The sequence below is a fragment of the Streptomyces sp. NPDC031274 genome, assembly GCF_055570235.1.
In genome coordinates, this window is sequence record NZ_JBVIHP010000003.1 from 82,590 (window position 1) to 97,281 (window position 14,692).

The 14,692-nt window shown below is 69.7% G+C and carries 11 protein-coding genes; 5 read left to right on the forward strand and 6 right to left on the reverse strand.

Annotated elements, in window-relative coordinates; translation table 11 throughout:
• Positions 1–178: 178 nt before the first annotated feature.
• The 4 genes from ACZ5CR_RS05970 to ACZ5CR_RS05985 all read right to left on the reverse strand — a co-directional run bounded on the left by ACZ5CR_RS05970 (position 179) and on the right by ACZ5CR_RS05985 (position 3,863).
• Complete coding sequence (locus tag ACZ5CR_RS05970; protein ID WP_468854018.1) at positions 179–1,153, reverse strand: LysR family transcriptional regulator; 975 nt, start codon at positions 1,151–1,153, stop codon at positions 179–181.
• A 144-nt stretch (positions 1,154–1,297) separates the two neighbouring features.
• A complete protein-coding gene (locus tag ACZ5CR_RS05975; protein ID WP_468854020.1) occupies positions 1,298–2,101 on the reverse strand; it encodes a sugar phosphate isomerase/epimerase family protein in 804 nt (267 codons plus the stop codon).
• 80 nt (positions 2,102–2,181) lie between these two features.
• Positions 2,182–2,754, reverse strand: a complete 573-nt coding sequence (locus ACZ5CR_RS05980; RefSeq protein ID WP_468854022.1) for a Uma2 family endonuclease — start codon at positions 2,752–2,754, stop codon at positions 2,182–2,184.
• Between the two features lie 41 nt (positions 2,755–2,795).
• Positions 2,796–3,863 carry a LacI family DNA-binding transcriptional regulator gene (locus tag ACZ5CR_RS05985; protein WP_468854024.1) on the reverse strand — a complete coding sequence of 356 codons (1,068 nt, stop codon included), beginning with the start codon at positions 3,861–3,863 and terminating at the stop codon, positions 2,796–2,798.
• Between the two features lie 121 nt (positions 3,864–3,984).
• On the opposite strand from ACZ5CR_RS05985, the gene ACZ5CR_RS05990 reads away from it, so the two are divergent.
• Genes ACZ5CR_RS05990 through ACZ5CR_RS06000 form a run of 3 tightly spaced genes read left to right on the forward strand, consistent with a single transcriptional unit; the run spans position 3,985 to position 7,138 of the window.
• On the forward strand, positions 3,985–5,151 hold the full coding sequence (locus tag ACZ5CR_RS05990; RefSeq protein WP_468854026.1) for a Gfo/Idh/MocA family protein: 1,167 nt from the start codon (positions 3,985–3,987) through the stop codon (positions 5,149–5,151).
• Positions 5,148–6,308, forward strand: coding sequence for a dihydrodipicolinate synthase family protein (locus ACZ5CR_RS05995; RefSeq protein WP_468854028.1), 1,161 nt, complete (start codon positions 5,148–5,150; stop codon positions 6,306–6,308). The genes ACZ5CR_RS05990 and ACZ5CR_RS05995 overlap by 4 nt, the downstream gene beginning before the upstream one ends.
• The gene (locus tag ACZ5CR_RS06000) at positions 6,305–7,138 is read left to right on the forward strand and encodes a sugar phosphate isomerase/epimerase family protein (RefSeq protein ID WP_468854029.1); all 834 of its coding nucleotides are present in this window, start codon (positions 6,305–6,307) and stop codon (positions 7,136–7,138) included. Before ACZ5CR_RS05995 ends, ACZ5CR_RS06000 begins: the two co-directional genes overlap by 4 nt.
• A 16-nt stretch (positions 7,139–7,154) precedes the next feature.
• On the opposite strand, the gene ACZ5CR_RS06005 is transcribed toward ACZ5CR_RS06000, so the two are convergent.
• Positions 7,155–7,775, reverse strand: coding sequence for a DUF937 domain-containing protein (locus tag ACZ5CR_RS06005; RefSeq protein ID WP_468854031.1), 621 nt, complete (start codon positions 7,773–7,775; stop codon positions 7,155–7,157).
• 263 nt (positions 7,776–8,038) lie between these two features.
• Here ACZ5CR_RS06005 and recD2 point away from each other — a divergent pair, with 263 nt between their 5' ends.
• Together recD2 and ACZ5CR_RS06015 are read left to right on the forward strand one after the other, a co-directional pair.
• A complete protein-coding gene (recD2, locus tag ACZ5CR_RS06010) occupies positions 8,039–10,405 on the forward strand; it encodes an SF1B family DNA helicase RecD2 (RefSeq protein ID WP_468854033.1) in 2,367 nt (788 codons plus the stop codon).
• Positions 10,406–10,587: 182 nt separating this feature from the next.
• Positions 10,588–11,880: a citrate synthase gene (locus tag ACZ5CR_RS06015; protein WP_363211302.1), complete on the forward strand. Its 1,293-nt coding sequence runs from the start codon at positions 10,588–10,590 to the stop codon at positions 11,878–11,880.
• 547 nt (positions 11,881–12,427) lie between these two features.
• Here ACZ5CR_RS06015 and ACZ5CR_RS06020 read toward each other — a convergent pair.
• Positions 12,428–14,680, reverse strand: coding sequence for a heavy metal translocating P-type ATPase (locus ACZ5CR_RS06020; RefSeq protein ID WP_468854035.1), 2,253 nt, complete (start codon positions 14,678–14,680; stop codon positions 12,428–12,430).
• Positions 14,681–14,692: the final 12 nt, after the last annotated feature.

Genomic DNA, 14,692 nt, shown 5'->3' on the forward strand with positions numbered 1-14,692 from the left:
CGGCATGCTGTCGGCCACGGGCGGCAGAGAGGGTGGTCAGCGTTCGCAGCCAGCAGCGATGCCGACACCGCCTCGCGGAGACTCACCCGACAGCACGGCGTTTGGACGGTGGTGTCCGCGCGTGGGTTCCCGGCAGAGGACGAATTCCGGAAAGTGGTGCGGAGGAGAATCCTGAGGTTCAGGAGGCGGCCCATTCCGCGATTTCCGTAATTTCCGTGGTCTCGGGTCCCGCGATCGTGGCCCCGGGCCCCGGGCCGTCGCCGCTCCAGAAGGCCTGCAACGTGCGTACCGTCTCGGCGATCGCGGGGCGCCGCGACGCCCCGGCCCGCCACAGTGCGTACAGCCGCCGCACCGGCAGCGGATCGAGCCGCACGGTGACCGCGCCGTCCGGGACCGGGCCGCGGCCGAGGCGGGGGATCAGGGCGATGCCGAGCCCCGCGGCGGCAAGGGCGACCAGGGTGGGGTTCTCCTCCGCCGTGTGCGCGATGTCAGGCTCGCAGCCCGCCTCGCGCAACGTGCGTACCAGCCACTCGTGGCAGACGAGCCCCGGCGGCTGGGTGATCCACCGCTCGCCCTTCAGCTCCTCGCGGCGCACGGAATCGCGGCCCGCGAGCCGGTGGCCGACGGGCACGACGAGGTCGCAGAGGTCGTCCCCGATGACGGCCTGTTCGACGCCGGGCGGTGTCGGCAGCGGCGCGATGTCCCAGTCGTGCACGACGGCCATGTCCACCGCGCCCTTGGCCACCAGATCGATGGAGAGGTGCGGGTCGATCTCCGACATCCGGGCGTCGAGCGCGGGATGCCGCCGGGCGAGGTCCGCGAGGACGCCGGGCAGCAGGCCGCGCGCCGCCGAGGCGAACGCGGCGACGGTCAGACGCCCCGCGGGCAGCCCGCGACGCTCTTCGAGCTCGGTCTCCGCGCGCTCCACGATCGCCATCAACTCCTGCGCGGTGGCGGCGAGATGGCGTGCTTCCTCGGTGAGCGCGACGCCCCTGCCCTGCCGTTCGAGGAGGGTGGTGCGGGTCTCGCGCTCCAGTTTGGCGATCTGCTGGGAGACCGCGGACGGGGTGTAGCCGAGCGCGGTGGCGGCGGCGCCGACGGTGCCGTGCACGGAGACGGCGTGCAGGGCGCGCAGCCGGGCGAGATCGAGCACGGGAAGCCCTCCCCTTGGTCGGCGACGCCCGTGGGCGTCGCCCAATTCGTTAGCGTTGCTACATCCCATCATGCAGAGATCCGCGCTGGCCCTACATGGTCGTGCCAGCCGGGCAGGGCGGCTAGGAAACCCGGCAGCCCGGTGTCAGGCGGGCCGGTTCAGGAGCCGCGACAGGAAGTCACGCCCCGGGCCCAGAAGTTCGGGCAGCGGCGCCGCACCCTCGTACCACCGCTTCTCGTACTCCCAGCACAGCCAGCCGTCCCGCTGCTCCCCGCTGAGCAGCGCGTCCACGCACTCGGCGAGCGGCAGCACCCCCTCCCCGAGTGCCAGTGGCGTCTTGTCGTCGGCCGACGCGATGTCCTTCACCTGTACGTAGCCGAGGTACGGGGAGAGCGCGGCGTGGCTGTCGGTGGGCGACTCGCCGCCGAGCCAGGTGTGCATCACGTCCCACAGCGCGCCCACGTGACGGTGGCCGACCGCGCCGAGCACGCGGGTCGCGGCGGCGCCCGTGCGGTGCGAGTCGTGGGTCTCCAGGAGGATGCGTACGCCGAAGTCCGCGGCGTGCTCGGCCGCGGTACCGAGCCGTCGGGCAGCCGTCGCGTCGGCCTCCTCGGGGCTCTGTTCGGTGCCGCCGCCGGGGAAGACGCGGATGAAGGGGGCACCGAGGTCGCGGGCGAGGGTGAGCAGGGAACGTATGTCTTCGAGGACGGGCTCGTCGGCGCCGGGCGCCGCCACGCGCGCGTACCCGGAGATTCCGAGGATCTCGATGCCCGAGGTCTTGAACTGGGCCGCCACATCGGCCCGTTCGGTGAGGCCGATCCCCGGGTGGACCGGCTCCTCGGGATGCGCGCGCAGTTCGACGCCGTGATAGCCGTGGGTGGTGGCGAGGTTCAGCACGTCGGCGACGGGGAGCCCGGGCACGCCGAGGGTGGAGAAGGCGAGTTTCATGACGCCGACCCTAGGGGGTTTCCCCCAGACACAGTTGCCAGTCCTGCCCCATCAGGTCGGCGCCGAACGAGCGGTGCGGATCAGTCGAGGTCCCCGGCCCTCGGGAAACCGTCCGTCGTGATGGTGATGTCGCGACCGAGCAGGGGCAGGATCAGATCCTGGCCGAAGGGGATCTTCGCCGCGTCCTCGTAGCTCCCGGTCCTGTTCGGTCCGCGCTGGACGGTGCAGACGCCGTCCTCCGGGTCGATGACCACGTAGACCGGGATGCCGCACTCCGCGTAGAGGTGGACCTTCTTGGCGAAATCGTTGTCCCGGCTGCTCTTCGAGACGACCTCGATGACCGCCTCCAGGCTGTGCCACTCGAAGCGGCCACGGCTGTTGCGCTCGGCGCCGGGGGCGACGATCGCGAGGTCGGGTGCGTAGCCGTACTGACTGGAGGGGAAGTCGATCATGACATCCGAGAGGATGTCGCCGTGTGCGGCGAGCTGCTGTTCGATCTGAGGGGCTGCCTTCAGGATGACCTTCCACTGGTACTCACCTTGCGGCGTCATGATGATCTTCCCCTCCGTGATCTCGACGCGGTAGCCGCGGGGAAGGTTGACGCCGTCCAGTACGTCCCAGGCGCTGGGTGCATCCATGACCATGACTGCCATATGAGCCTCCTTTTCCCGGTGATGTCAACGACATCGAAGGCTCAGCGACACGGCGGCGCCGTGGACCCCCGCACCATCAGCTCCGCCGCGATCGTCGCCACGCCCCCGGGCGGTGCCTCCTCCACACCCGTGGCGAGGCGGCCCGCGCGGGCGCCCGCCTCGTGCAGCGGCAGTCGTACGGTCGTCAGGGCGGGGACGGCGTCCGCCGAGAAGGGCAGGTCGTCGAAGCCCGCCACCGAGATGTCCTCGGGGATGCGCAGGCCGCGGTCGCGCAGGGCGGCGGACGCGCCCAGGGCGACCGTGTCGTTGGCGGCCACGATGGCGGTCAGGTCCGGGTCGCGGCGCAGGAGTTCGAGGGTCGCTTCGTAGCCGGAGCGGCGGGTGTAGGGGCCGTGGACGGTCAGCTCGTCCTGGGCGCCGTTCTCGGCCCGACCCGCGTCGGACGCCGCGAGCGCGTCCCGGTGGCCCTCAAGCCGGTGCCGGGTGGTCGTCCGTTCCAGCGGGCCCGCCACGTACCCGATCCTGCGGTGCCCCAGCGTCAGGAGATGCTCCGTGAGCCGCCGCCCGCCGCTGCGGTTGTCGAAGGTGAGCGTGGCCGCCACCGCGTCCGAGTCCTCAAGGGGCGGCCGTCCGCAGAGCACGATCCGGGTGCCCGCGTCCGCGAGGCGCGCCAGCTTCGCGGACATCGCGGCGGCGTGGGCGGGGTCCTCCAGGGCGCCGCCGGTCAGGATCACCGCGGCGGCGCGCTGGCGCTGCAGCAGGGTCAGATAGGTCAGCTCGCGCTCCGGGGAGCCCCCCGTGTTGCAGACCACGGCCATCCGCTCGCCGCCCGCGCGCCCGCCGGGACCGCCGATCTCGGACTGGACGGCGCCCGCCATGATCCCGAAGAAGGGGTCGGCGATGTCGTTCACGAGGATGCCGACCAGGTCGGAGGTGGCCGCGGCGAGCGAGCTCGCGGGCCCGTTGAGGACGTAGTCGAGATCGTCCACGGCGCGCAGGACGCGCTCCCGGGTGGCGGCCGCCACGGGGTAGTTGCCGTTCAGTACGCGGGAGACGGTAGCGGGGGAGACCTGGGCGCGTGCCGCCACGTCCGCCAGGGTCACGGTCATCTCGTCGTCCTCCGGTCACGGCTCTGGTCCGAAGCCCTTGTCCGAACCTTGTGCGGCAGGCTAGCTTCTCCTTGGATAGAAAGCGCTTGCTATACGCTTACCTGCGTACGGAGGGACCCCTGTGACTCGCAAGACGGTGCGCATCGCCATGAACGGTGTGACGGGACGGATGGGCTACCGCCAGCACCTCATCCGCTCACTGCTCGCCCTGCGCGAGCAGGGCGGACTCCCCCTCGGCGACGCCGAGGGCACGGTGCTGTGGCCCGAGCCGGTCCTGGTGGGCCGCAGAGAGCACGCACTGCGGGAGATCGCGCGGCGCCACGGACTTGACGTCGAGAAGAGCGTCTCGACGGACCTGGACGCGGTCCTCGCCGACCCCACCATCGACATCTACTTCGACGCGCAGGTCACGTCCGCGCGCGAGGAGGCCATCAAGCGGGCCATCGCGGCGGGCAAGCACATCTACACGGAGAAGCCGTCCGCGACAGGCCTCGCCGGAGCCCTGGAACTGGCCCGCCTCGCCCAGGCGGCCGGCATCAAGCACGGCGTGGTCCAGGACAAGCTCTTTCTACCGGGGCTGCTCAAGCTGAAGCGCCTGATCGACGGCGGCTTCTTCGGCAAGATCCTGTCCATCCGGGGCGAGTTCGGCTACTGGGTCTTCGAGGGCGACTGGCAGAGCGCCCAGCGCCCCTCGTGGAACTACCGCGCGGAGGACGGCGGCGGCATCGTGGTCGACATGTTCCCGCACTGGGAGTACGTCCTGCACGAGCTGTTCGGCCGCGTACGCAGCGTCCAGGCGCTGGCCGCGACCCACGTCCCGCAGCGCTGGGACGAGCAGGACAAGCCCTACGACGCGACGGCGGACGACGCCGCGTACGGCATCTTCGAACTCGAGGGCGGCGCGATCGCGCAGATCAACTCCTCCTGGACGGTCCGCGTCAACCGCGACGAGCTGGTCGAGTTCCAGGTGGACGGCACGGAGGGCTCGGCGGTGGCGGGCCTGCGCAACTGCCGCGTACAGCACCGCAGTACGACCCCCAAGCCGGTCTGGAACCCGGACCTGCCCGTCACCCACTCCTTCCGGGACCAGTGGCAGGAGATCCCCGACAACCAGGAGTTCGACAACGGCTTCAAGGCGCAGTGGGAACTCTTCCTGAAGCACGTGTACGCGGACGCGCCCTACCACTGGGACCTGCACGCGGGCGCGCGCGGCGTGCAGCTCGCGGAACTGGGCCTGAAGTCCTCCGCGGAGGGCCGCCGCATCGAGGTGCCGGAGATCGCACAGTGACGCTTCTGCTCCCGCGCGCGGACGGCACCACGCGCCCGTACGAGCCCCGGAAGGCCCCTTCGCAGGCGGCGTCCGGGGTCGGCTCCCCCCTCACCTCCCGCACGGTGTTCTCCGCGGCCCACGTGGTCGCGGACCCCCGCGCCGATGTCTCCCCGGACTCCCCGGCTGCCGTCGACTGGGACGCGACCCTCGCCTTCCGCCGCCACCTGTGGGCGCAGGGCCTGGGCGTGGCCGAGGCGATGGACACGGCTCAGCGGGGGATGGGCCTCGACTGGAAGGGCGCGGCGGAACTGATCACGCGTTCCGCGGCGGAGGCGAAGTCGGTGGGCGGCGCGATCGCCTGCGGCGTGGGCACGGACCAGCTCACGGTCGCCGCCGATCTGCCGACAGTCCTCGCCGCCTACGAGGAACAGCTGGCCCTGGTCGAGTCGAGCGGCGCACAGGTGATCCTGATGGCGTCCCGTGCGCTCGCCGCGGTGGCGAAGTCACCGGACGACTACCTTCAGACGTACGGCCACCTCCTGCGCCAGGCGAGCGAGCCCGTGATCCTGCACTGGCTCGGCCCGATGTTCGACCCGGCGCTCACCGGCTACTGGGGCAGCGAGGACCTGGACGCGGCGACCGACACCTTCCTGGAGGTAATCGCCGCGCATCCGGACAAGGTCGACGGCATCAAGATCTCCCTCCTCGACCCGGAGCGAGAGATCGCCCTGCGCCGCCGCCTCCCGGACGGCGTCCGCTGCTACACGGGAGACGACTTCAACTACCCCGAGCTGATCGCGGGCGACGAGCAGGGCTTCAGCCACGCCCTCCTCGGCATCTTCGACCCGCTGGCTCCGCTGGCGGCCCAGGCGGTACGCCGTCTCGACACCGGCGACAAGGAGGCGTTCCGCGCCTGCCTGGACCCCACGGTCGACCTGTCCCGCCATCTCTTCCAGACTCCCACCCGCTTCTACAAGACGGGCGTGGTGTTCCTGGCGTGGCTCGCGGGCCACCAGAGCCACTTCACGATGGTGGGCGGCCTCCAGTCGGCACGCTCGCTGCCGCACTTGGCGCGCGCGTACGAGCTGGCGGACGAGCTGGGCCTGTTCCCGGACCCGCTCCTCGCCGAGACCCGCATGAAATCCCTGCTCAACGTGTACGGAGTCCAGCAATGAGCGAGGCCTTGGCGCGCTTCTCCATCAACCAGATGACGGTCAAGCAGCTCTCGCTGCCCGAACTGGTCTCCTCGTGCGCGGACTTGGGCGTGACCGGGGTGGGCCTCTGGCGCGAACCGGTCAAGGCGTACGGCCTTGAGCGGACCGCCAAGCTGATGGGCGACGCGGGTCTGACGGTCACCACGCTCTGCCGGGGAGGGTTCCTCACGGCCATCGACGCCGAGGCGCGCGCGGTCGCGGTCGCCGACAACAAGGCGGCGATCGACGAGGCGGTGGTCCTCGGCACGGACACGCTGGTCCTCGTCTCCGGCGGATTGCCCGCCGGGGACAAGGACCTGCACGGGGCGCGTGCGCGGATCGCCGACGCGCTGGCGGAACTCGCCCCGTACGCGGAGTCCCGGGGCGTCCGGCTGGCCATCGAACCCCTCCACCCCATGTTCGCCTCGGACCGCTGCGTGGTCTCCACGCTGGCCCAGGCCCTCGACCTGGCGGAGCTCTTCCCCGCGGCGCAGGTCGGGGTCTGCGTGGACACGTACCACGTGTGGTGGGACGACCAGGCGCCCGCGCAGATCGCCCGCGCGGGACGGGGCGGGCGCCTGCACGCGTTCCAACTGGCCGACTGGATCACCCCGTTGCCCGAGGGCGTGCTGAACGGGCGGGGCCAGCTGGGGGAGGGCTCGGTCGACCTGCGATCGTGGCGCGCCCTTGTCGAGGAGGCGGGCTACGAGGGCCCCATCGAGGTCGAACTCTTCAACGATGAGCTGTGGTCAGGAGACGGCCACGAGCTCCTGTCGGAGACGACCAAGGGGTACGTGCGGCACGCCTGCTAGTCGGTGGGGGAGGGGGCTATCTCTTCTTGCCGCCACCCAGGATCTGGCCCAGCAAGTCACCGAGCCCGCCCCCACCCCCGCCTCCAGCTCCCCTGCTTCCGGTGCCCCCGCCTCCAACTCCTCCGGCGCCCGGCTTCGACGACGTACGCGCGCGCTTCGTCAGCACCGTGAGCAACACCGGGATCAGCAGCTCGATCACACGGGTCACAGAAGCCGCGGGCAACCCCGTCTTCTTCGCCACCGCGTTCGCCACCGGCCTGCTCATCTTCGCGAGGACCCCGGACAGCATCCCGCCCGCAGCAAGCCCCCCGAACCCCCCGAACCCTCCGAACCCGGCGATCCCCTGCGGAGGCGACGCCTCGGCGAAGGCCTGTTCGACCTCCTCCGCCCCCGCGGGATCCTCCGCCTTCTCCTGAAGGTTCCCCGAAAGGGCGGTCACCGTGGTGCCCACCACGTCCTGCGCCCCCGCGGCGTCCGTACCGAGCAGTCCCGCGATCTCCTGGAGCTTGTCGTCGCCGAGTTCGTCGAGGACGTCCTTCTCCAGCGAAGTCTCGGGCGAAGGGCCGGGCGAAGTTCCGGGCGAACTCCTCGGGTCGGGCGAAGTTCCAGGAGCGGTTTCGGAAGATTCTTCACTCATGCGCAGAACGCTACTTCCGCCCCAGTTCGTCGGCACCCCGAAAACTCGTGGCCTCGCCCGTGCAACCCTTCCCGCCCGACGCGGGTCGTACTGTGCGTCGGGGCTTCCGGAGGGGGATCTGGGGGGATCGCGGAGTGCCGACAGGGGAGGGGAGACCCGAAGGGGCCCGGTCGAAAGACCGGGCCCCTTCGAAGCGTTGTCCACAGGCGGAGTGTTATCCACAGGCTTTCCACGCTGTCAGCGGTGAGCGATAGCGTCGGGTCATGTCGAGTCCAGCAGCGGCAGCGTCCGCACCGTCCGCAGCGGTGGTCGAAGGGGTCCTGGAGCGGATCACCTACGCCAACGAGGAGAACGGGTACACGGTCGCCCGCGTGGACACGGGCCGCGGCGCCGGTGACCTGCTCACCGTCGTAGGCGCGCTCCTTGGCGCACAAGTGGGGGAGTCCCTCCGCATGGAGGGCCGCTGGGGCTCCCACGCGCAGTACGGCAAGCAGTTCACGGTGGAGAACTACACGACGATCCTCCCCGCCACCATCCAAGGCATCCGCCGCTATCTGGGCTCGGGCCTCATCAAGGGCATCGGCCCCGTCATGGCGGACCGCATCACCACCCACTTCGGCGTGGACACCCTCGACATCATCGAGAAGGAGCCGAAGCGTCTCGTCGAAGTCCCCGGCCTCGGCCCCAAACGCACCAAGATGATCGCCGCGGCCTGGGAGGAACAGAAGGCCATCAAGGAGGTGATGGTCTTCCTGCAGGGCGTAGGCGTCTCCACCTCCATCGCCGTCCGCATCTACAAGAAGTACGCGGACGCCTCCATCTCCATAGTGAAGAACGAGCCCTACCGCCTCGCCGCCGACGTCTGGGGCATCGGCTTCCTCACCGCGGACCGCATCGCCCAGTCCGTGGGCATCCCGCACGACAGCCCGGAACGGGTCAAGGCAGGCCTGCAGTACGCACTCTCCCAGTCCACCGACCAGGGCAACTGCTATCTGCCGGAGGAGCGCCTCATCGCGGACGCGGTGAAGCTGCTCCAGGTGGACACGGGCCTGGTCATCGACTGCCTGGCGGAGCTCGCCACCGAAGACGAGGGGGTCGTACGGGAGAGGGTCCCGGGCCCCAACAGCGGCCCCGACAACGACCCGAACGGTCTCCACAGCGGCCCGCACGGCGAAGAGGACGTCACCGCCGTCTACCTGGTCCCCTTCCACCGCGCGGAGATCTCCCTCTCGGCCCAGCTCCTGCGCCTCCTCAGAACCCCCGACGACCGCATGCCCGCCTTCCAGGACGTCGACTGGGACAAGGCCCTCTCCTGGCTCGCCACCCGTACGGGCGCCGACCTCGCCCCCGAGCAGCAGCAAGCCGTCAGGCTCGCGCTGACGCAGAAGGCGGCCGTCCTCACCGGAGGGCCCGGCTGCGGCAAGTCCTTCACCGTCCGGTCCATCGTGGAGCTGGCCCGCGCCAAGAAGGCCAAGGTCGTCCTCGCCGCCCCCACGGGCCGAGCCGCCAAGCGCCTCGCCGAGCTCACCGGAGCCGAGGCCTCCACCGTCCACCGCCTCCTGGAGCTCAAGCCGGGAGGAGACGCCGCCTACGACAAGGACCGGCCGCTCGACGCCGACCTCGTGGTGGTCGACGAGGCGTCCATGCTCGACCTGCTCCTGGCCAACAAGCTGGTGAAGGCGGTCGCCCCCGGCGCCCACCTCCTGTTCGTCGGAGACGTCGACCAGCTGCCGAGCGTCGGCGCCGGCGAGGTCCTGCGCGACATGCTCAGCGAGCGGAGCCCCGTCCCCGCGGTCCGGCTCACCCACATCTTCCGCCAGGCCAAGCAGTCCGGCGTCGTCACGAACGCCCACCGGATCAACTCCGGAGTGCCGCCCATCACGCAGGGGCTCAAGGATTTCTTCCTCTTCGTGGAGGACGAGACCGAGGACGCCGGACGGGTCACGGTGGACGTGGCCGCGCACCGCATCCCGGCGAAGTTCGGCCTCGACCCGCGCCGCGACATCCAGGTGCTCGCGCCCATGCACCGCGGCCCCGCGGGCGCCGGGAACCTGAACGGACTGCTCCAGCAGGCCATCACCCCCAGCAGACCGGACGTACCGGAGAAGCGCTTCGGCGGCCGGGTGTTCCGCGTCGGCGACAAGGTCACCCAGATCCGCAACAACTACGAGAAGGGGCAGAACGGCGTCTTCAATGGCACCGTCGGAGTAGTCACCTCGCTCGACTCCGACGAACAGCGGCTCACGGTCCTGACGGACGAGGACGAGGAGATTCCGTACGACTTCGACGAACTGGACGAACTGGCTCATGCGTACGCGGTCACCATCCACCGCTCCCAGGGCAGCGAGTATCCGGCCGTGGTGATCCCCGTGACCACGGGGGCGTGGATGATGCTGCAACGGAACCTGCTCTACACGGCGGTCACGCGTGCCAAGAAGCTGGTCGTCCTGGTCGGTTCGCGCAAGGCTCTGGGACAAGCGGTGCGCACGGTCTCCGCGGGCAGACGCTGTACGGCCCTGGACTTCCGGCTCGCCGGAGGCCGTGGTTCCACCCCAAGCTCGACCCCAGGGTCCACTCCAGGATTCACCCCCAGATCCACCTCCCGAAATTTTGATCGATCAAACGAGTAGGAAAGGTCACAGAGCACTTCCGCAACCGGGGCGAAGAGGGGCAGGATGAGTAAGTTGGCGGCACTCAGTGCCGCCGATAGGCCCAATGGTCGACCCCGAGTGCACTCTCCAGGGCCAAATGGGGGATGGTAGAGACAGTCAGGGCACCTCGAAGAAGAGGCACAACGTCGGTGAGGGATGACGTGAGCGACAACTCTGTAGTACTGCGGTACGGCGATGGCGACGAGTACACCTACCCGGTGATCGACTCAACTGTCGGCGACAAGGGCTTCGACATCGGGAAGCTCCGCGCCCAGACCGGTCTGGTGACTCTGGACAGCGGATATGGCAACACCGCCGCCTATAAATCCGCCATCACCTACCTCGACGGCGAGCAGGGCATCCTCCGGTACCGCGGCTATCCGATCGAGCAGCTGGCCGAGCGCTCCACCTTCACCGAGGTGGCGTACCTGCTGATCAACGGTGAACTGCCCAAGGTCGACGAGCTCGCCAGCTTCAAGAACGACATCACGCAGCACACCCTGCTGCACGAGGACGTCAAGCGGTTCTACGACGGCTTCCCGCGCGACGCCCACCCGATGGCGATGCTGTCGTCCGTGGTCAGTGCGCTGTCGACGTTCTACCAGGACAGCCACAACCCGTTCGACGAGGAGCAGCGCGACCTCTCGACGATCCGCCTTCTCGCCAAGCTTCCGACGATCGCGGCGTACGCCTACAAGAAGTCCGTGGGCCACCCGGTCGTCTACCCGCGCAACGACCTCGGCTACGTCGAGAACTTCCTGCGCATGACCTTCTCGGTGCCGGCCGCCGAGTACGACCTCGACCCGGTCGTCGTCTCCGCGCTCGACAAGCTCCTGATCCTGCACGCGGACCATGAGCAGAACTGTTCGACCTCCACCGTGCGTCTGGTGGGCTCGTCGCAGGCGAACATGTTCGCCTCGATCTCCGCCGGTATCTCGGCCCTCTGGGGCCCGCTGCACGGTGGCGCCAACCAGTCCGTCCTGGAGATGCTCGAGGGCATCAAGCAGGACGGCGGCGACGTCGACAACTTCATCCGCAAGGTGAAGAACAAGGAAGACGGCGTGAAGCTCATGGGCTTCGGGCACCGCGTCTACAAGAACTTCGACCCCCGGGCGAAGATCATCAAGGCGGCGGCGCACGACGTCCTCTCGGCTCTCGGCAAGGATGACGAGCTGCTCGACATCGCGCTGAAGCTGGAAGAGCACGCGCTGGCCGACGACTACTTCGTCGAGCGCAAGCTCTACCCGAACGTGGACTTCTACACGGGCCTCATCTACCGCGCGATGGGCTTCCCGACCGAGATGTTCACCGTGCTGTTCGCGCTCGGCCGTCTTCCGGGCTGGATCGCGCAGTGGCACGAGATGATCAAGGAGCCCGGATCCCGCATCGGGCGTCCGCGTCAGATCTACACGGGTGAGGTTCTTCGGGACTTCGTCCCGGTCGAGGGTCGCTGACCCGCACGCCGTAGGCGCGATCAGGAACTCAGCAAGCGGGAGCTCGGCAAGCAGGAGCTCAGCAAGCGAAAAGCGCCCCGCCGCCGATCCCCCCACGGGTCGACGGTCGGGGCGCTTTCCTGTTTCCCGGTGCGGATTCCCCCCACGGGATCCGGCCGGGCGTCTGTGGTGGCAGCGCGCCAGTTGTACTGCTGGTACTGCCTGTACTTCCTGAACTTCTTGTACTGCCTGTACTTCTCGTGCTGCCTGAACTGCTCGTGCTGCGATCTGCCGGGACGCGTACGGATCGGGAGGGCCGCTCAAAGCTCCCCGGTGCACGTGCCCCGGCCAACGCATTCCTAGGAACATCCCCCAAGATGTCCCCGATGTCTAGAGACGTCCCCCAAGACGTCCCTGGCATCGCTTCTTAGACTCGCGAACCCCCTGAATGGTTACGTTCGGATGCCTGTGATCTGCGTCTCTTGCATATGTCCTGTACATGCGCAAGCGGCCCGATATGCCGATCGGGACTCATGAGTGAGAATACTGCAACCAGGATGTGAAGGGACTATGTAAAAGCTCTGAGACGAAGGCTGTTGGTCACGACGAAGACCGAGGAGAACGCCATCGCGGCCCCCGCGATCATCGGATTCAGCAGTCCGGCCGCCGCCAGCGGCAGCGCCGCGACGTTGTAGCCGAAGGCCCAGAAGAGATTGCCCTTGATCGTGGCGAGGGTCTTACGGGAGAGCCTGATCGCGTCTGCGGCTCCGCGCAAGTCCCCGCGCACCAGCGTCAGATCGCTCGCCTCGATGGCGGCGTCCGTGCCCGTGCCCATCGCGAGCCCCAGATCGGCGGTGGCGAGCGCGGCGGCGTCGTTGACCCCGTCCCCGACCATCGCGACGACCTTGCCCTCGCCCCGCAGCCGTCGTACGACATCGACCTTCTCCTCGGGCAGGACCTCGGCGTACACGGCGTCCGCGTCGATGCCGACGGCCTTCGCCACCGCCTGGGCGACAGCCTGGTTGTCCCCGGTGAGCAGCACCGGCGTCAGGCCCAGGGCGCGCAGCTCGCGCACCGCCTCGGCGCTGGTGTCCTTGACCGCGTCGGCGACGGCGAGGACGCCGCGTGCCACGCCGTCCCAGGCGACCAGGACGGCCGTACGTCCCGCCTCCTCGGCCTCCGCCTTGAGCGCGGCCACCGTTGCGAGCCCCTCGACTCCCGCGTCCGCGAGGAGCCGCTCACGCCCCGCGAGCACGAAGTGCCCTTCCACCGTGCCGCGTACGCCGGAGCCCGCGACGTTCTCGAACCCCTCCACGGCGGGCAGGGCGCCCACCGGGAGCCCCAACTCGGCCGCGGCGCCCGCAGCGACCGCCCGCGCCACGGGGTGCTCTGAGGCGTGCTCCAGGGCCCCTGTGAGGCGCAGCAGCTGCTTCTCCTCGGTCTCCCCGGCGGCGTACACGTCCCGCAGCGTCATGCGCCCCGTCGTCACCGTCCCGGTCTTGTCCAGGACGACGGTGTCCACCCGGCGTGTGGACTCCAGGACTTCGGGGCCCTTGATGAGGATGCCGAGCTGCGCGCCGCGCCCCGTGCCGACCATCAGGGCGGTCGGCGTCGCCAGGCCGAGTGCGCACGGGCAGGCGATGATCAGGACCGCGACGGCCGCAGTGAAGGCGGCGGTCACATCGCCGGTGACGCCGAGCCAGGCGCCGAGCGTGGCGGCGGCGATCAGCAGCACCACCGGCACGAAGATCCCGGCGATCCGGTCGGCGAGGCGCTGCACCCGAGCCTTGCCGGTCTGCGCGTCCTCGACGAGCTTGGCCATCCTGGCCAGTTGCGTGTCGGCGCCGACACGCGTGGCGTCCACGACGAGCCGCCCCGACACATTCGTGGTCGCCCCGGTCACCGCGTCGCCCGCGGCCACGTCCACCGGGACGGACTCACCGGTCAGCATCGAGACGTCGACCGCCGACGCGCCGTCGACGACGGTGCCGTCGGTCGCGACGGTCTCCCCGGGACGTACGACGAAACGGTCGCCGACCACGAGACGCGCGACCGGGACACGGACCTCCGAGCCGTCCCGCAGTACGGCCGCGTCCTTGGCGCCCAGTTCGAGCAGCGCGCGCAGGGCCGCGCCCGCCTTCCGCTTCGAGCGGGCCTCGAGCCAGCGCCCGAGCAGGATGAACGTGATGACACCGGCGGCGACTTCGAGATAGATCGTCGACACGTCGTCGGCGCGCGAGACCGTGAACTCGAAGCCGTGCCGCATGCCCGGCATCCCCGCGTCCCCGAGGAAGAGCGCCCACAGCGACCAGCCGAACGCGGCGAGCGTGCCCACCGACACCAGCGTGTCCATGGTCGCCGCGCCGTGCCGCGCGTTTGTGAAGGCGGCCCGGTGGAAGGGGGATCCGCCCCACACCACGACGGGCGCGGCCAGCGTCAGCGAGAGCCACTGCCAGTTGTCGAACTGCGACGCGGGGATCATCGCCAGCAGGACCACGGGCAGCGAGAGCACCGCCGAGCCGATGAGGCGTTGGCGCAGGGTGTCGGGCTCGGTGATGTCGGCGGTCGTGGCGGGCGGCGCGCCCGAATCGGGGTCCGGCTCCGGGGGAGCGGGGACGATCTCCTGCGCGGTGTAGCCCAGCTTCTCGACCGTCGCGATCAGCTGAGCGACCTCGACCCCTTCCGCGTACGAGACTCTGGCCTTCTCCGTGGCGAGGTTGACCGACGCGGTCACGCCCTCCACGCGGTTCAGCTTCTTCTCGATGCGGGCGGAGCAGGAGGCGCAGGTCATCCCGCCGACGGCGAGTTCGACTTCGTTCATGGCTCTCTCGTA